Annotated in this window: 21 protein-coding genes and 1 other annotated feature; of the genes, 3 read left to right on the top strand and 18 right to left on the bottom strand. The window is 33.2% G+C overall.

Annotated elements, in window-relative coordinates:
* Positions 1–2: 2 nt before the first annotated feature.
* From priA to gmk, 3 genes are all read right to left on the bottom strand, one after another.
* A complete protein-coding gene (priA, locus tag FC72_RS00430) occupies positions 3–2,408 on the bottom strand; it encodes a primosomal protein N' (protein ID WP_057763645.1) in 2,406 nt (801 codons plus the stop codon).
* A 76-nt stretch (positions 2,409–2,484) separates the two neighbouring features.
* On the bottom strand, positions 2,485–2,739 hold the full coding sequence (gene rpoZ / locus FC72_RS00425) for a DNA-directed RNA polymerase subunit omega (protein ID WP_057763643.1): 255 nt from the start codon (positions 2,737–2,739) through the stop codon (positions 2,485–2,487).
* A gap of 4 nt (positions 2,740–2,743) precedes the next feature.
* The gene (gene gmk / locus FC72_RS00420; RefSeq protein ID WP_057763641.1) at positions 2,744–3,355 is read right to left on the bottom strand and encodes a guanylate kinase; all 612 of its coding nucleotides are present in this window, start codon (positions 3,353–3,355) and stop codon (positions 2,744–2,746) included.
* Between the two features lie 147 nt (positions 3,356–3,502).
* Between gmk and FC72_RS00415 the strand changes: the two genes are divergently transcribed.
* Complete coding sequence (locus FC72_RS00415; protein ID WP_057763639.1) at positions 3,503–3,829, top strand: hypothetical protein; 327 nt, start codon at positions 3,503–3,505, stop codon at positions 3,827–3,829.
* Here the strand turns inward: FC72_RS00415 and recN are convergent.
* From recN to FC72_RS00340, 15 genes are all read right to left on the bottom strand, one after another.
* Positions 3,821–5,518, bottom strand: a complete 1,698-nt coding sequence (gene recN, locus FC72_RS00410) for a DNA repair protein RecN (RefSeq protein ID WP_057763637.1) — start codon at positions 5,516–5,518, stop codon at positions 3,821–3,823. The two genes, FC72_RS00415 and recN, sit on opposite strands and share 9 nt — an antisense overlap.
* An 8-nt stretch (positions 5,519–5,526) precedes the next feature.
* A complete protein-coding gene (locus FC72_RS00405) occupies positions 5,527–6,351 on the bottom strand; it encodes a TlyA family RNA methyltransferase (protein ID WP_057763635.1) in 825 nt (274 codons plus the stop codon).
* A 14-nt stretch (positions 6,352–6,365) separates the two neighbouring features.
* Positions 6,366–7,205, bottom strand: a complete 840-nt coding sequence (locus tag FC72_RS00400) for a polyprenyl synthetase family protein (RefSeq protein ID WP_057763633.1) — start codon at positions 7,203–7,205, stop codon at positions 6,366–6,368.
* A gap of 2 nt (positions 7,206–7,207) precedes the next feature.
* Positions 7,208–7,447, bottom strand: a complete 240-nt coding sequence (locus tag FC72_RS00395; protein WP_057763631.1) for an exodeoxyribonuclease VII small subunit — start codon at positions 7,445–7,447, stop codon at positions 7,208–7,210.
* Positions 7,440–8,786, bottom strand: a complete 1,347-nt coding sequence (gene xseA, locus FC72_RS00390) for an exodeoxyribonuclease VII large subunit (RefSeq protein WP_057763628.1) — start codon at positions 8,784–8,786, stop codon at positions 7,440–7,442. The genes FC72_RS00395 and xseA overlap by 8 nt, the downstream gene beginning before the upstream one ends.
* Positions 8,779–9,627 carry a bifunctional 5,10-methylenetetrahydrofolate dehydrogenase/5,10-methenyltetrahydrofolate cyclohydrolase gene (locus tag FC72_RS00385; protein WP_057763626.1) on the bottom strand — a complete coding sequence of 283 codons (849 nt, stop codon included), beginning with the start codon at positions 9,625–9,627 and terminating at the stop codon, positions 8,779–8,781. Before FC72_RS00385 ends, xseA begins: the two co-directional genes overlap by 8 nt.
* Before the next feature lie 38 nt (positions 9,628–9,665).
* Positions 9,666–10,067: a transcription antitermination factor NusB gene (gene nusB, locus FC72_RS00380; protein WP_057763624.1), complete on the bottom strand. Its 402-nt coding sequence runs from the start codon at positions 10,065–10,067 to the stop codon at positions 9,666–9,668.
* Between the two features lie 5 nt (positions 10,068–10,072).
* Positions 10,073–10,495, bottom strand: coding sequence for an Asp23/Gls24 family envelope stress response protein (locus FC72_RS00375; RefSeq protein ID WP_057763622.1), 423 nt, complete (start codon positions 10,493–10,495; stop codon positions 10,073–10,075).
* Between the two features lie 23 nt (positions 10,496–10,518).
* Positions 10,519–11,082, bottom strand: a complete 564-nt coding sequence (gene efp / locus FC72_RS00370; protein ID WP_057763620.1) for an elongation factor P — start codon at positions 11,080–11,082, stop codon at positions 10,519–10,521.
* A gap of 166 nt (positions 11,083–11,248) precedes the next feature.
* Positions 11,249–11,521, bottom strand: coding sequence for a 50S ribosomal protein L27 (gene rpmA, locus FC72_RS00365; protein ID WP_057763618.1), 273 nt, complete (start codon positions 11,519–11,521; stop codon positions 11,249–11,251).
* A gap of 16 nt (positions 11,522–11,537) precedes the next feature.
* Entirely contained in the window at positions 11,538–11,876 is a 339-nt protein-coding gene (locus FC72_RS00360) for a ribosomal-processing cysteine protease Prp (protein ID WP_057763616.1), read from the bottom strand.
* Positions 11,877–11,878: 2 nt separating this feature from the next.
* Positions 11,879–12,190, bottom strand: coding sequence for a 50S ribosomal protein L21 (rplU, locus tag FC72_RS00355; protein ID WP_057763614.1), 312 nt, complete (start codon positions 12,188–12,190; stop codon positions 11,879–11,881).
* Between the two features lie 10 nt (positions 12,191–12,200).
* Positions 12,201–12,268: a sequence feature (ribosomal protein L21 leader region), on the bottom strand.
* A gap of 44 nt (positions 12,269–12,312) precedes the next feature.
* Positions 12,313–13,851: a YfhO family protein gene (locus tag FC72_RS10705; RefSeq protein ID WP_235805122.1), complete on the bottom strand. Its 1,539-nt coding sequence runs from the start codon at positions 13,849–13,851 to the stop codon at positions 12,313–12,315.
* Positions 13,852–14,067: 216 nt separating this feature from the next.
* Complete coding sequence (locus FC72_RS00345) at positions 14,068–14,313, bottom strand: hypothetical protein (RefSeq protein WP_057763610.1); 246 nt, start codon at positions 14,311–14,313, stop codon at positions 14,068–14,070.
* Positions 14,314–14,464: 151 nt separating this feature from the next.
* Positions 14,465–15,835 carry a carboxylesterase family protein gene (locus FC72_RS00340; RefSeq protein ID WP_057763608.1) on the bottom strand — a complete coding sequence of 457 codons (1,371 nt, stop codon included), beginning with the start codon at positions 15,833–15,835 and terminating at the stop codon, positions 14,465–14,467.
* 210 nt (positions 15,836–16,045) lie between these two features.
* Here FC72_RS00340 and FC72_RS00335 point away from each other — a divergent pair, with 210 nt between their 5' ends.
* The gene (locus FC72_RS00335) at positions 16,046–16,237 is read left to right on the top strand and encodes a hypothetical protein (RefSeq protein ID WP_057763606.1); all 192 of its coding nucleotides are present in this window, start codon (positions 16,046–16,048) and stop codon (positions 16,235–16,237) included.
* A 142-nt stretch (positions 16,238–16,379) separates the two neighbouring features.
* Complete coding sequence (locus tag FC72_RS00330) at positions 16,380–16,664, top strand: hypothetical protein (protein WP_057763604.1); 285 nt, start codon at positions 16,380–16,382, stop codon at positions 16,662–16,664.
* Position 16,665: the final 1 nt, after the last annotated feature.

Raw genomic sequence — 16,665 nt, 5'->3', positions numbered from 1 at the left:
CCTTAATCAATATGTTGCGGCTCATTATCAATAGCGATAGTGAAGCCTTTTTTTGTATCAGCTTGTGTATCATTTAAAATATCAAGTAATTTTTGATGTAATTTTGGCTCATGTTTATATTTTACAATAATTTGATAATAATACTTATTTTGTTTTCTAGAAATCATCGTTGGACTTGGGCCTAATAAAATTGAATTATTTGATAAAACTGTACTCAATTGTTTTTTTAACCAGTATGCTTGTTTCAAAGTTTGGCCTTCGTCTTTATGAGAAATACTAATCAAGGTAGTGAAGTAATATGGAGTGTAATTGGCCTGATGGCGCAAATACATCTCTTGATTATAAAAAGTTTCATAATCTTGAACGGCTGCATCCTTAATTGCATAATGATCTGGATTAAAAGTTTGAATAATAACATTACCTGATTTATCAGCTCTACCTGCTCGCCCGCTAGCTTGGGTCAATAATTGGAATGTCCTTTCACTAGCTCGATAATCAGAAAGACTCAATGTAGTATCAGCATTTACTATGCCAACGAGTGTAACATCTGGAAAATCCAAGCCTTTAGCGATCATCTGTGTTCCCAATAAAATATCAGCTTTTCGATCTCCAAATTGTTTTAGAATTTTTGCATGAGCACCTTTTCTACGGGTCGTGTCAACATCCATTCTTAATACTCTAGCATCTGGAAATAATTCATTTAACTGACGTTCTATATTTTGAGTACCTGTACCATAAAAGCCAATCTTTTTACTATGACATTGAGGACATATTTGAGGTACATTTTCTTCATGACCACAATAATGGCATTTCATTTTACCCAGATCTTTATGATAAGTCAGAGAAACATCACAATTAGGACACTTCAAAACAAAACCACATTCTCTACACATCATGAACGAAGAATACCCACGACGATTTAGTAAAATAATTGCCTGCTCTTTCCTCTTTAACACTCGCCACAGCTTATCCTGCAATAATGGTGACAAGTCACCTTTGGCGGCTGAATTTTCAGTATCACGCATATCAACGATTTGAACGTGCGGCAAAGGTTGCTTATTTATTCTTTCTTTCATTCTGATTAACTTATAAACACCCTTTTGGGCTCTAGCTCGTGACTCTAAGCTAGGTGTTGCACTTCCCAAAACAACAGGACACTTATGTCTTTTAGCTCTCCATAAAGCAACGTCTCTAGCATGATATCTTGGATTATCATCTTGCTTATAGCTAGCTTCATGTTCTTCATCAATTATTATCAAACCAATATTCTTTAATGGTGCAAATACAGCACTACGAGCACCTACAACAACTTGAACACTACCATTCTCAATTCTAGTCCATTCGTCATACCGTTCACCACTTGACAAACCACTATGTAAAACAGCGACCTTATTACCAAAGCGTCCTGTTACACGATTTACCATTTGTGGAGTTAAAGATATTTCAGGTACCAACATTAAAGCAGTTTTATTTTCATTTATAGCGCGGTCAATAGTTTGTAGGTAAACCTCAGTTTTCCCACTTCCAGTTACACCTTCTATTAAAAAGGTCTCGTTTTTTGCGTTATCAATTGCCTGATTAATTTGTTCAACGGCTTGAGCCTGTTCTTTTGATAAATGCATCTTAGTTGTTTTATCTGGAGTTATACCAACCGGCTTTCGTCTCTTTGTAACCTCTATAATAGATAGAATGTTATTCTTCTCAGCAGTTTTGATTGCTGCACGATTGACTCCTACTTTAGTTAAATCACTTAGTTCAATAGGCATATTATTTAAATTGTCTATTATAAAATTTATTAATTTCAACTGAGCTTTTGCATTGGAACGTAATTCACTGCGTTTTTCTCTTAATTGAATAGTATTTAATGTTGTAGTTATCGCCTGTCGTTTAAGTTGATTAGCTTTATTTTCAACAGTATATTCAATTTCAATTTTATTATTTTTCTTAAGCCGATTGATCAAATTTATTGTTTCATCACTCATTTGACTTGTTACTTCTATACTATCTTGTCCTTGAAATAACTGTTCAACTTCTTTATCTTCAACATCAACAGGTTTGACGATTTGATGATATTTTGCTCTCATAACACTTGGTAACATAGTTTGTAGACATGATATTTGAAAAGAATAAGTTCTATCAGCAAGCCAAGATGATAAATCCAACATTTCATCCGACAAAACAGGCCGAAGATCAATAACTCGATCAATCGGCTTTAACTTACCTTTAAAACTACTAGTATCCTTTAGCTTCATTACAAATCCTTGAATTTTACGCTTGCCACGTCCAAATGGGACTTCAACTCGCATCCCTGGCTCAACAACCTCTGACAAGCTGCTTGGGACATCATATTCAAAAGGACGATTAGTTTGCATTGTTGGAACATCCACAATAACTTCTGCAACTGTCATATAAATAAATCACCTACACAATAAATAAAAAACCCTCACAATTATCATTTAGACAATCAGTGAAGGAATTTTAAAACTATTTTTCTTCTTTTTTCTCTTCCTCAACTCGTTCAGCTTCTTTTTCAAGAAGAATTGAATTAGGATCAATTTCAATTTTATCGTCAGCAATTTCTTCGAAAGCTTTTCCGATAGTTCTTGGTGATTCATATTTATTAAGTAGTTCTACATCACCATCTTCAAGTTGATGAGCACGCTTTGCTGCTAAGACAGCTAAAGAGTATCTTGAATCAACTTGGTCTAACAATTTGTCGATTGATGGATAAATAATCATATTATCATTCTCCTATTATTTTTTTATATTTATCAATTACTCGTGGCACTCTTAAGTGTTCACTTCTTATTATACCTTCAATTTTTTTGACTGCATTAGGTATTTTATCATTAACTACGGCATAGTCATAGTTTGACATCATTTCAATTTCTTTTTTTGCCTGTTCCATTCGTTTATCAATAGTCTTAACATCGTCAGTTCCACGATGTGTAATGCGACGACGAAGACTAGGTAAATCTGGTGGTGTTAAGAAAATAAAGACGCCATCTGGCATTTTTTCTCTAACTTGCATAGCACCATTTACTTCGATTTCCAATAGAACATCAATACCAGCATCAAGTTTTTGATTTACATATTTTAATGGTGTTCCATAATAATGGTCAACATATTTGGCATATTCAAGCATTCCACCATTTGCAATCTCTTCTTCGAACTCTTCATTGGTTCGGAAATAATAATCGACTCCGTCTTCTTCTCCAGGTCTCATATTTCTTGTTGTCATTGAAACAGAATAATCAAATCTGATTGAAGACTTCTTTACCATTGCTTTTCTAACAGTTCCTTTACCCACACCGGATGGACCTGATAGAACGATTAACATTCCCCTTGTTGACATATCACTTATCCCTACTTATTCTTATTTTCTTATAATTAAAAACTTTTCACACACAAATAAATATTAAGAAATACTAAAATAAAGTTGCTTATACGAACAAAGGTTCGTATAATAAAGACACAAACAAGCGTTCGGGGGAATTGAAGTATGCAACTAAAACAACAATATTTATCAAATACCTTCACTAAAAATATCATTAACAATACTGCTAAATTTATCGATAGGAACTTCGATTTTAACATGGACAGTAAAAGTATTTCCCAAATCAAGCAAATGCCTATTAAACAACTGTTTATCTTTGCTAAACAAAGTTTTCAAAAACAATATTATATTAATGTAACTATGGTAAACGAAGAATCTATGCAAGGCAAGTTGATTAAAAGAATTAATTCAAATAAATATATTTTAGAAGTTAATAAAAGCTTCTTCAAAATAATTGATATTAAGGATTTGAAATCAATAAATTTAATCTAATCTTTTTTGTTCGCCCTGAGCTAGTTCTAATAATTCTTGGGCGTGTTCTCTAGTTAAATCTGTTATCTTTGTTCCGGCCAACATAAGTGAAACAGCTTCTATTCTATCTTGATCGTTAAGTAATGAGACTTTAGTTTGTGTCTTATTCTTAACGGTCTCTTTTTTTATTTCAAATTGTTGATCACTCATAGCGGCAACTTGAGGTAAATGTGTAATACACAATACTTGAACTGATTGTGCAACTCGATAAATTTTATCACCAATTGCTTGTGCGACACGACCACTTACCCCTGTGTCGATTTCATCAAAAATAATCGTATCGACATTCATTTTTTCAGCAATAATGGCTTCAAAAGCCAAAATAACACGTGAAAGTTCACCACCAGATGCGACTCTGACCAGAGGTTTGAAATCTTCGCCAACATTAGTTTTTAAGTTAAATATAACTTGGTCTATTCCCTTTTCGGTTAAAGAATCTCCGTCTAATGTCTTAAACTGAACACTAAATTTAGCATTCTTCATGAAAAGTTCTTTTAGTTGTTTATTGATCGATTTTTCTAATTCATTAGCGGTCGTATGTCTTTTATCAGATAGTGATTTTCCTAAAATTAATAATTTGGCTTTATCTTTTTCAATTGATTCTACTAATTTGTCTTCAGTTGTATCATCAATGTCAATCTTATCAAGTTCGTCATGCGCATTTTGACCATACTGAATCACTTCATCCAATGTCGGACCATATTTCTTCTCTAAGCCATCTATTACATTTAGACGCTTTTGAATATCATCCAACCGATCCTCATCAAAATCCAAATTTTCAAGTGCGTCAGATATCGTAGCCGCATCGTCTTGAATTTGATAGTACGCACCATTTATAGAGTCATATAGCTCTTGATAAGTTTTATCGAATCCCTTTATATCATCTAAGCTATCTCGAACATTTCCTAAAGAATCAACCGACCCAATATTATTTTCAGACAAAATACGATAGCTTTCTTGTAGTCTACTATTTATTTTTTCAAAGTTAGCAAGATGATTTTTTTCTGTTTCTAGTTCTTCATCCTCGCCCTTTCTTAATTGAGCACTGTCTATTTCTTCAATTTGAAATTTAAGCATATCAATTCTTTGGACAATATTTTGTGAATCTTTTTGAATTGCTCTCAAACGAGCTGTCTTCTCTTGATATTGATGGAATAATTCTTGATACTTAGAAAAATCTTTTTGGAATTCATCATCTGAATATCTATCTAAAATATCTATATGATTATCTTCGTCCATTAATTCTTGTTGCTGATTTTGACCATGAATTTCTACTAAAAATCTTCCAACATCTTTTAAGGTATTTGTTTTCACCAATTCGTTATTGATCCGACAAACATTTCGTCCCTTACGATTGATTTCTCTATTTATAATTATTGAGTTATCTGAATGATCAATTCCATAATGGTCTAAAATAGCAAAAACAGGACTATCCGAATTGACTTCAAATAATCCTTGAACTTTAAGCTTATCTTTTCCAGTTCGAATGAAATCGATTGATGAACGACTACCGACTAAAAGGCCTAGTGCATCAATAATAATAGACTTACCAGCACCCGTTTCACCCGTAAGTGCTGTCATCCCTTTATTGAAATCAAGTCGTAATTCATTAATAATTGCAAAATTATTGATTATTAATTCCTTTAACATTCAATCACCTATTTATTAAGACTTGCGTACGCTTCATTCATAGTATTTTCGATGGAAACATTATCTAAGATCTCACCAGCTTGTTGTTTTTCTGGCTTTTGAATTTGAACTAGAAATTCAATATTTCCTTCTCCACCCTTAATAGGAGAGAAATCTAATCCCTTAACAATAAATCCTGTTTCTTTAGCGAAATTCAAGATTTTTTCCAATACCATTTGATGTACTTTATGGTCACGAACAATCCCATGTTTTCCAACATTTTCAGGACCAGCTTCAAATTGTGGCTTAATTAAACAAACGGCTTGAGATCCTGGCAAAATAATATTAAACATTGGTGGCAAAATAAGCTCCAAAGAGATAAATGAAACATCAGTCATTGCAAATTCTGGAAGTCCTTGATGGAAATCTTCTGATTTGCTGTAACGGAAATTAACACGTTCCATAACAACTACTCTATCATCACTACGCAGTTTCCATGCCAATTGATTATAGCCAACGTCTAATGCATAAACCATTTTAGCACCATTTTGTAATGCAACATCAGTAAAACCACCTGTTGATGAACCAATATCCAAACAGACCTTATCTTTTAAATCGATTCCAAATGATTCAACAGCTTTTTCAAGCTTATAACCACCACGACTAACATATTTACTGTGTGCACCTTCTACAACATGAAAAATAGTATCAGGGTCGACTTTTTCTCCTGGTTTATCAAAACGTAAATTATCCTGATTATAAACCTCACCAGCCATAACTGATCTTTTTGCTTGTTCACGCGACTCAAATAAATTTTGCTCAACTAATAATACATCTACTCTTTTTTTTGCCAATAAATTTCACCTGTCTATTTGAAATAGTCTAAAAAACTGACCATTAAATTCTTATCAAATCTTTCTTCTTTTAATACTGCATTCAAAGCATCTTTAACTAGATTACGCAATTTTTCTTCAGTTGCAGACTTTCCTATTAAATTAGGAAATGTGTTTTTATCTACATCTTCACCGTCATCACTATCGTCAAGATCATCCTTTAGTTGAAATGCTAATCCAACTTTTTGGGCATACTCAACTAGGTTACTTGATAATTCATGATCAGCACAAAAGGCACCAATAGTTATAGCAGCAACTAACAAATCAGCAGTTTTATGTTGATGGAGTTCTGTTAACTCTTCTTCATTTAACTTTTTTCCACTGATATCTGTCATTTGTCCAGCAACCATCCCCATTGGACCCGCATTATGACTTAGGATTCGAACGGCAGCCATTCGCTTAGATGCATCTAGACTAGATTTAGCTATCCAATAAAATGCTTGTGTTAACAATCCATCTCCTGCTAAAACAGCAGAGCCAGTACCGAATTTCTTATGGCTAGTCAATTTACCACGACGATAATCATCATTGTCCATCTCGGGAAGATCATCATGAATCAATGAATATGTGTGTATTAATTCAATTGCTCCTGCAATATCATAATAATCCTTCAAATCTTCAAGTTTAACTCCGCAAGAATAAATGACTGCTAACATCAATACTGGACGTACTCTCTTACCACCAGAATTTAGTGAATATAACATTGCTTCTCTTAATTTAGGTTGTTTGATTTCTTTAGTTAACTTTTCAGTTAGAAATTTATCAAAGTCCGGTAAGACTTTTTCATGAAAGTCTAAAAAATTCTTTATATCCATGTCTATTCATTACCTTCGTTATCTTTATCTTCCAAAGTAGATTCAGAACCGTCTTTTTGCATGATTTTTGTAACAGTTGTTTCAGCATCACTTAGTGTTTTTTCAAGCTTTTTACTTAATGAAACACCCTTTTTGAAATTTTCCATAGCTTCTTCTAAAGGAACGTTACCATTTTCAAGATTAGTTACAATGTCTTCTAGATCTTTCAAATTATCTTCAAATGATTTTTTATCTTCAGCCATTATTTTCCTCGCTTATTTCCTTTGTTATCAATTTAATATTACCATCAGTGATTTTAAGATTAACTTCTTTATCTACTTTATAATCAGCGGCTTGCTTCAATATTTTACCATTTTCATCAGTAGCAATTGCATAGCCTCGACTTAGAGTTTTAAGGGGACTCAGTGAATCCAATGAAGCAACATCTTTACTAAATGAATTCCTACTACTATTAATAATTTTCGTAGTCGAATTTAATATTCTTTGTTGATAACTATTTACGATCGTATCGTAATAATGTAGTTGTCCCATTGGAGATTGATTATTTAATCTACCACGAATATCCCACAACGATTGTCTCTGATTATATATCATTTCAGAAAGAACTTTATTTAGTCTAGAAGTTAAATTATCTACCTTCTGTAAATAAACCTCATATATTCTTTCAGGATGTTGTAAGAACGTATTTTGAGCATAATTTCTTACTCGATCACGATAATTTTGAATCAATTTAACTTGAGCATTAGCAAGACGTGCTTTTAAATCTTGAATATGCATCAAAACATCCCTCAAAACAGGAGTTGCCAATTCCGCTGCTGCTGTTGGAGTTGCGGCCCTAAGATCTGCGACCATATCAGCAATTGTAGTATCAGTCTCATGTCCTACAGATGAGATGATTGGAATCTGACTCTCTACAATAGCTTGAGCAACAATTTCTTCGTTAAATGGCCATAAATCTTCAATAGAACCACCACCACGACCAATAATTATTGTGTCAAAATTTCCAATCTCGTTAATTCTCTTCAATTGTTGGACTATTGTCGCTGCAGCGGTATCTCCTTGAACTTGTGCAGGGAACAAAACTAATTGGACAATCGGATAACGTCTTTGAACAGTCGTCATAATATCATGAATAACAGCACCAGAAGAACTAGTAACAACAGCTATTCTTTTAGGAAATTGTGGAATGTCTCTTTTAGGTAAATCAAATACACCTTGTTGAGATAGCTTTTTCTTCAATTGTTCAAATGCCAAATACAAGGCACCTAAACCATCGGGTTCCATTGACTCTACATATATTTGATAAGTACCACTTGGCTCATATAAAGAGATTCTTCCCTTTACAAGAACTTTCATACCTTCTTCAGGCTTAAATTTTACTTTACTGAAATTAGATTTAAACATAACCGCGGAAATTTTGGCTTTGTCATCTTTTAAAGAAAAATATTGATGTGATGGTCTTAAACGAAAATTAGAAATTTCCCCCATTAAATAAACGTGACCTAAATAAGGGTCAACATCAAATTTTCTTTTCAGATATTGTGTTAATGCTGTAACCGTTAAATATTGAGAATTATCCATTTGCTCGACCTTCAGCAAGGGTTATAACTTGATCAACTAATGCTGTGATAGTCATAGGACCAACTCCACCAGGAACTGGGCTTATCATGCTAACTGTATCTTTTACATTATCAAAGTCAACATCACCACACAACTTACCGTTTTCATCATGATCCATACCCACATCAACAACCACTGCACCATCTTTAACAAAATCTTTATTAACAAATTTTGCTTGTCCGATTGCAACAACTAAAACATCAGCTCTTTTAGCAATTTCTGACAAGTTCTTAGTATGTGAATGTGTTATAGTAACTGTTGCATTTTTAGCCAACATCATTGCTGCCACTGGCTTACCAACAATATTACTACGGCCAATAATAACCACATTCTTACCATCTAAATCAACGTTATAAAAATCAAGCATCATTAAAATACCTGATGCAGTCGCAGGTAAAGTATGTGGTTCACCTATCCAAAGGCTACCAACATTATTTGGTGCAAATCCATCAACATCTTTTTTGGAATCAATTGCATCAATGACCTTATCTTCATCGATATGATCAGGTAGAGGCAACTGCACAATAAAACCATCAATGGAATCATCATGATTTAATTGATCGATTTTTTCTAATAGTTCATTTTCAGTTACTGATGCATCAAAATGAATCAGTTGAAAATTGATACCTAGCTTTTCAGCTCGACGTTTTTTATTTCTTACATAGATAGAACTGGCTTTATTGTCACCAACCAAAATTACGGCTAGACCTGGAGTTATATTTTGTTTTTTTAAATTGGCAACTCGGTCAGTCATTTTCTCATCTAATGCACTAGCTACTTTTTTACCATCTAAAATTTCCATCTCATTCACCATAAAAAGGCTGGTACAAAGTACCAGCCTTACCCTTCAACAAAGTTAGATAAAATACCATTAACAAATGACTTTGAATCTTTGTCACCGTATTCACCGGCTAATTCGATTGCTTCATCAATTGCTACTTTTTTTGGAACTTCTAAACTATTTTCCATCTCAAACAATCCCATACGTAAAATAACCCGATCAATTCGGGATAAACGTTGAACTGTCCACTTTTTCTTTAAGTGCTCGGCAATTTCCTTATCCAATTCATCTTGTTTTTCTAAAGATCCTGATACTAAGAATTCCAAATAATCAGGCGCTTCTTCTTCTCCAAGATCGGCTAATTTCATAACAGAATCAATTGCCGCTTGTGAATCGTCTTTTGTCGTTTCAATAGAAAAAAGTGATTGAATTGCAAGTTCTCTGATTTTATGTCTATTCATACTCACTAATTATCCTTTTTTCCCGTTGTTACACGTTCTATCTCGCCATCTTCTTTTTTAGCAATCAAACCTACAACATGTACATTGATCTCATCTAAAGTCAAATCGGTCATGAATTCAAGTTGTTCAATGGCTGACTTTTGAATTTCCAAAGATACTTTGGGAATTGATACACCATATTCTAGATAAACAAATACGTCAGCAGAAACTCGATTGTCTCTTAAAACTACGTCTACACCCTTGCCATGATTGATTATTCCAAACAAAGAATCCAATCGACTGGATAGACTTCCTCTCATTTCATAAACGCCTTCGACCTGACTAGTAGCGATCCCTAAAAGAATCTCAATAACTTGATGTGAGATTTCAACGTTTCCATTTATTTTTCCACTATCTTGTTTTAGAGAAACATATTTTTGTTCAGCCATAAACTTATCTCCATAATCAAAAATTAGTTAGCACGTGAAATATATGTACCATCTTGTGTATTAATTGTTAACATATCACCTTGGTTAACAAAGAATGGAACTTGCACTACAAGGCCAGTTTCCATAGTAGCTGGTTTTGAACCACCTGATTGTGTATCACCCTTAATTGATGCTTCAGTTTCTTTAACCTCAAGATCAACAGTATTAGGAATATCAACACCTAGTGTTTCACCACCATACATCATAATGTTAACTTCCATATTTTCCTTAAGATACTTAAGTTCTTCTTGGATTTGTTCTTGTGGAAGTGATAGTTGCTCATATGTGTTCATATCCATGAAGACGTGGTTAGTACCGTCAGCGTATAGATATTGCATCTTTTTGTTTTCAATTTGAGCCTTTTCAACTTTAGCAGTTGATCTGAAAGTCATTTCTTGAACTGCACCTGTTCTCAAGTTCTTTAACTTTGAACGAACAAAGGCACTACCCTTACCTGGTTTAACATGTTGAAACTCAATAACACGCCAGATACCATCTTTAACTTCAATTGTTAGGCCATTTTTAAATTCATTTACTGAAATTGACATAATTTATCTCCTCGATTACTTTAAACGTTAAAAACACTTTACATATTATCTTACCAATATTTCCATGTTTATGGCAATAACTCACGCTTATTATATAAAAAAAAGAGGACTATGTCCTCTTTTTTTTATATAATGAGTTACCTAGAGGAAATACCTCTAACTCATATTAGTAAACTGAAACTTTTTTCTTGTCTTTGCCAAATCTTTCAAATTTAACAACGCCATCTTTAAGTGCGAACAATGTATCATCGCCACCGCGACCAACATTTTCACCTGGATGAATCTTTGTTCCACGTTGTCTATAAATAATAGCACCAGTAGTAATTGATTGGCCATCAGCACGCTTAGCACCTAGTCTACGACCAGCTGAATCACGTCCATTAGCAGTTGATCCACCACCCTTGTGGTGAGAGAAAAATTGTAAATTCATTTTAAGCATGAAATTTACCTCCTAATTAAAAGTCGATTTTATTTTTTTGGATCTGAACTTCTATATTTTTAGGATAACTTTCCTGAATGTCTTTCAACGTCCAATATAAGTTCTCCAATAACAAAGCCGTATCATGGGATACTTCTTTGTCAAAGCGACAACCAAGATGTCCTCCGTTTTCCTCATCGAGAACTACGATAGGACTATCATTGGTAAGTTTTTCCAGATTATTGATCGTACCAATTGAAACTGCCGAAACAGCTGCACAGACAAGATCCTGACCGTATGGTCCAGAATCAGCATGTCCCTTGATCAAAAATGATTGAATATGTGATCCATTCTGGTAAAAACTTGCTCTAATCATAACTAAGCCTTGATACTGTCAATAAGTACTCTTGTATATGGTTGACGGTGGCCTGTCTTAGTATGTGAATGCTTCTTAGGTTTGTATTTGTAAGTAACAACTTTCTTGTCCTTACCTTGTTTTTCAACTTTACCTGTAACTGAAGCACCTGCTACAACAGGATCTCCAACTTTAATACTGTCTCCGTCAGAAACCAAAATTACATCGTCAAATGTAACAGCGTCCCCTTCTTTAACATCAAGTTTTTCAATAAAGATTGAGTCATTTTCTTCAACCTTATATTGCTTACCACCAGTTTTAATAATTGCGTACATAGTGTGTACACTCCCTTCTAAGACTCGCCAATCAGGTGCCTACGACTTAAACCTGATTTTGAGCGGTTGTAGATGCAATAGTGATTGCAACTAATAAAATATAGCAAATATTAAGATATTTTTCAACTATCTTTAATAAGTTTTCTAAATGACCATCGTCCATTGTTAACTAATAACCAAATTAAAATCACAATTCCAACTAGACTGATCGACATTGAAATAATGGCAATCCTAGTATAGTGATATTTTATTTGAATATTATTTTGTCCTTGTTGTGTCTTAATTTGAATCGTTCCCCGTTTAGAGATCTTAGGACTAATAGTCTCATTATTAATTGATACATCTAAGCCCTTATAAAACAAAACTGGAATATCCAATTTTACAGGGTCCTTACTATAGTACTTAACTAAATAAGAATTCTGCGTTGTAGTAAATGGCAATTTCTCTTTCTTTCCATTGACGATAAACTTATGATTCTTAATTTCATTACTATAAGGTAAACTCTGCAAAGGATAATAATCTTCTTGATGAAAATTCTTGATTTTTTGATCAGCATTTTTCGAATTAACAATAGCAAATGGAGCTGGTTGACTATTTACCTTTGTACCACTCAAATAAACTTGACTACCGCAAGCAATAGTCGTCAAAATCAGAACCGACAATTTAGTCAATGAAGAACGATTCTTCATTAGTTTGGCCAAAATATGACTCAAATAAATAGCAAAGAAAAACGTAACCATGTTTAAAAAGCGCCATGGAAATTGCATTAAATTAAAAAAGGTATTCTGTACAAAATGCCAAGGAAAAATATTTGTAGATAAAAACAATGCAATTAATCCTTCAATCGCTACTATTTGGTATTTCAACTTATCCTTCCAGATAAAAATCAAAATTACAGCAATCGTTAATAAAGAAATAATTCCAATAGAATAACTTCTAACATCTGTATGCAATGCGTTATTAAACAAATCAACCGGTTTTTGTGCCATTTGAGCTAAGTTCAGTAACGCAGGCCTGTTAGTTGCAAGTGCCCTTTTTTGTTCAACCATTGGCAAGATAAAGCCACAAGAAATAATAATAACCAAAACTATTGATTGCAGCCCAGCTAAAATCAGTTGCCCCCAATATTTAAAACTATGTGAGACTTTTGAAAAAAGCACAAAAAATACTAATGGTATCAACATAATAACAGTAATAAATGCCGTGAGTGGATGGGTCAAAATGGTCAGCGTTAACCCAAGTACAAATAATGGCCACTTATTAAATTTACCAGACAAAATTTCCGCAAAGGAATAAAAAATCAGTGGAATAAAAATATAAGAAATATATTCAGCTAACCCCACCCTATAAAACACACTAGCTACTCTAAAGAAAGATAACGTATATATGATTGAAAATAAGAACGCCTGTAGAGTGTCCTTAGAAAATTTCGACATGAAGTAATACGAACTAACAAAAGTAAGAAATGTAATTAACGTTAGAAATATCAAAAATCCAATAATAGGATCTGAAACTAACTTAAAAATAAAATACCCTGGAGTTAAAGTAAGCCATGGATAAAATACACTTGTAAAATTACCAACATGATCCCAATAATTAAAATTTACCGGGGACACTAAAATATTCCCTAGACTATTTACCCTATTCAAATGAAACAGCATGTCATAACTGTCTAACAGTCGGATAGTTGCATGTGGAGAAAATAAAATCGTATATAAAATACTCAGGACCAAAAAAATCGTCCCTAAGATAGTTCGCTTTAATGCTTTGTTGGACATGCCCAATACTCCTCTTATAAACAATATATATTTTAGAGTACACTAAAAAAGATTGAAGCAAAATACATTGCAACAATCTTTTTCAAATATTCAAATTAATTAAACTGCCAAAGACGTAAACATCAGTGACAAGAATAGAGCCATAAAAAACGATATAGCAACTCTAGCACGTCTAAGGTTAATTCCCCTTGTAACTCTGGTCAATATGATCAAAGCTGCAATTAAAAAGATTCCTATCATTATTCCAGCTAAATTACTAATGACATTTAATTGTGTCAAAACTGAAACAACTAAATCAAACAGTATAAAAGCTATCGTAATTAAATATGAATACTCTCTTTTCAAGCATCCCACCTCGAAAATCCTAAGCGTTTTATCGCTTAAACTTTAAGCACAACAACCATATTTTAAAATCATTCTTTTCGAATTGCAATACTATATTTTTTCCAACACGCTCAAATAATTGATACATCAACATAAATTAACGCTTATTTTTTTATAATTTATATGTTTGCCATGGCAAATCTTTGATCCATTGATGACTTATCATCGATACACTACTGATATCATCGGGGTCCAATTTCATTACTAATTGATTATCATCAAATAATGGCCACTCGTATTTCAAATTATCGTTGTATGGCTTTCCGTTGATAATAAAATCCATTATTAATTGTAAATAGAACTTCTGGTTTTTCCTCTGATCTATTGGAAGATCTGAATTTTTAGTTGCAAGATACTTAACATTACCCCCATGACGACCATCTATCACATTCGAATAGTTGCCATATACCTCACCATTATCCTTCAGAAGTTGCGCAGTTCTATCGGCGGGATATGTATACATTGCCTCTCCAACTAATTTTAGAAGTTCATCTTTTGAATAGTCATCGGGCAATTGACCCAAAATGATTTTACTATTCTCACCAAAAAGATCCGTCAAAACTGTATCTTTCAATTCATCAATTGAAAATTTATCAAGTTCAATAAGTTCATTACTACCAGCTTCAACTAAGGTTTTAAAACCAGTTCTCTTTTGACGATCTATTAAAACATCTTTCCAATTATCAGAAATAAGATCTTCATCCACAATTGGACCAAACCAGTTTCTTGCCAAGTGTTTACCTGTACATTTGTTTTGAGCAAGTAATAATCCATCGTCAGTTAGATTAAATAAGTCTTTAGAAGTAACCTTATTTTTTTCACAAAATCTTTGCAAAACTATATCTGCAGTCTTCTTATCTCTAATTGTTTGTAATGATCCACTAAATAGGACGACTTTTTTCACTTTATCTAAAACGGTTGAATTTGACGCCATCAATGCAGCAATTGACTTACCGCCAGCCGAATGGCCTATCAACGTAATATCGTCAACATCGCCGCCAAATTTATCAGCATTATCAATGACCCATTCAATAGCTAAAATTTGATCAGAAAGGCCGACATTAGTATCACCGCCATCAACGTTGGCCCATCCAAACAGACCTAATCGATAATTAGGCACTACATGTATAACTTGATTATTATCAAGCCATGGCATTACTTTTCTTAAAGTTCCACCATGAAGAAAACCGCCACCATAAAATTCAATGACAATTGGAAATTTACCATTCGGATTTGGTGTGGAGAGATCTAAATTCAAACAGTCCTCACCAAATTTAATATCATTGTAATCATTATCCAATGCAGCTTCTTGCATTGGTTGCGTACCATAGCGTGTAGCAAATGAAAGTTTCTTTTTGGCACGGTAAGGTACGGCACGCTGAAATCTTCTAGGATGTCCAAATTTAACACCTAAAAACTTAACACCATTAGCCGTTTCCGTCCCCTGGAACCTTCCGGTCGTGGTATCAATTACTTTTTCCATAAATTTCCTCAACCCTTTTTTAAAACTTACTATATAATGAATTATTTTAATAATAATTGTATAACAATCAAAATAATCTACAAGAAATATCTATTATGAGTATTTGTCTCAAAAGATTATTTTTTTGTAGGTTCATTTTATGAAAATTCTTGATTTGATTTAAAGCAACTGTGTATAATCTTGTAAACAGGGGAATTAAAGGAGAATAATATGGTTTTAACAGATGCACAACGAGAGGCAAATAGGAAATGGCACAAAAACAATAAAGAGCGTGCTAATTATATTGCTATGCGATCTTCTGCTAGAAGTTTTATCCGCAAAAAATCTACTTTAGATGATCTTAAAGAATTGCAAGAAATAATGGATACTCGTAAAAAAGAATTGATTGAAGAACTTAATTAGTCGATATATTGAAGGTAACACTTTCAGTTATCGATTTTTTTATTCGAATTATTTCAATAATAAAAACAATCCGAAAAAAAGTTAGTGCTTACAATCAATTAATATCAGTATTTTGCTATACTTGGCTTAGGGGGTGAATCTTATGAACATAATCATTACTTTAATCAATGGAGAAACGATTGAGATTAAACCAGATACATACATAAAAACAAGTAAAGCTCTTTCATCACGCTTTAGCGACGAGGGAGACACATATTATTTGGAACAAATCTTTGAGGGATACTTCAAAGATGGCAAGCAATATAATTCTATTGACGAAGTAGCTAAAATTGAGGGTCTATTAGGTACAAGTGATTGGTTTACTATTGGAAAAGATAATTCAAGATCAATAAAAACTTCTTCAATCTTAAGCATAACCAGAGAATAAA

Origin of the sequence: Companilactobacillus tucceti DSM 20183 (assembly GCF_001434665.1) — a bacterium.
GTDB classification, from domain to species: Bacteria; Bacillota; Bacilli; order Lactobacillales; family Lactobacillaceae; genus Companilactobacillus; species Companilactobacillus tucceti.
This window is presented reverse-complemented; position numbering and strand designations above follow the sequence as displayed.

What these genes read in the sequence shown, in the direction of transcription:
- priA (WP_057763645.1), bottom strand. Translation starts at nt 2,408, where the DNA reads ATGACAGTTGCAGAAGTTATTGTGGATGTTCCAACAATGCAAACTAAT.
- rpoZ (WP_057763643.1), bottom strand. Translation starts at nt 2,739, where the DNA reads ATGATTATTTATCCATCAATCGACAAATTGTTAGACCAAGTTGATTCA.
- gmk (WP_057763641.1), bottom strand. Translation starts at nt 3,355, where the DNA reads ATGTCAACAAGGGGAATGTTAATCGTTCTATCAGGTCCATCCGGTGTG.
- FC72_RS00415 (WP_057763639.1), top strand. Translation starts at nt 3,503, where the DNA reads ATGCAACTAAAACAACAATATTTATCAAATACCTTCACTAAAAATATC.
- recN (WP_057763637.1), bottom strand. Translation starts at nt 5,518, where the DNA reads ATGTTAAAGGAATTAATAATCAATAATTTTGCAATTATTAATGAATTA.
- FC72_RS00400 (WP_057763633.1), bottom strand. Translation starts at nt 7,205, where the DNA reads ATGGATATAAAGAATTTTTTAGACTTTCATGAAAAAGTCTTACCGGAC.
- FC72_RS00395 (WP_057763631.1), bottom strand. Translation starts at nt 7,447, where the DNA reads ATGGCTGAAGATAAAAAATCATTTGAAGATAATTTGAAAGATCTAGAA.
- xseA (WP_057763628.1), bottom strand. Translation starts at nt 8,786, where the DNA reads ATGGATAATTCTCAATATTTAACGGTTACAGCATTAACACAATATCTG.
- FC72_RS00385 (WP_057763626.1), bottom strand. Translation starts at nt 9,627, where the DNA reads ATGGAAATTTTAGATGGTAAAAAAGTAGCTAGTGCATTAGATGAGAAA.
- nusB (WP_057763624.1), bottom strand. Translation starts at nt 10,067, where the DNA reads ATGAATAGACATAAAATCAGAGAACTTGCAATTCAATCACTTTTTTCT.
- FC72_RS00375 (WP_057763622.1), bottom strand. Translation starts at nt 10,495, where the DNA reads ATGGCTGAACAAAAATATGTTTCTCTAAAACAAGATAGTGGAAAAATA.
- efp (WP_057763620.1), bottom strand. Translation starts at nt 11,082, where the DNA reads ATGTCAATTTCAGTAAATGAATTTAAAAATGGCCTAACAATTGAAGTT.
- rpmA (WP_057763618.1), bottom strand. Translation starts at nt 11,521, where the DNA reads ATGCTTAAAATGAATTTACAATTTTTCTCTCACCACAAGGGTGGTGGA.
- FC72_RS00360 (WP_057763616.1), bottom strand. Translation starts at nt 11,876, where the DNA reads ATGATTAGAGCAAGTTTTTACCAGAATGGATCACATATTCAATCATTT.
- rplU (WP_057763614.1), bottom strand. Translation starts at nt 12,190, where the DNA reads ATGTACGCAATTATTAAAACTGGTGGTAAGCAATATAAGGTTGAAGAA.
- FC72_RS10705 (WP_235805122.1), bottom strand. Translation starts at nt 13,851, where the DNA reads ATGCTGTTTCATTTGAATAGGGTAAATAGTCTAGGGAATATTTTAGTG.
- FC72_RS00340 (WP_057763608.1), bottom strand. Translation starts at nt 15,835, where the DNA reads ATGGAAAAAGTAATTGATACCACGACCGGAAGGTTCCAGGGGACGGAA.
- FC72_RS00335 (WP_057763606.1), top strand. Translation starts at nt 16,046, where the DNA reads ATGGTTTTAACAGATGCACAACGAGAGGCAAATAGGAAATGGCACAAA.
- FC72_RS00330 (WP_057763604.1), top strand. Translation starts at nt 16,380, where the DNA reads ATGAACATAATCATTACTTTAATCAATGGAGAAACGATTGAGATTAAA.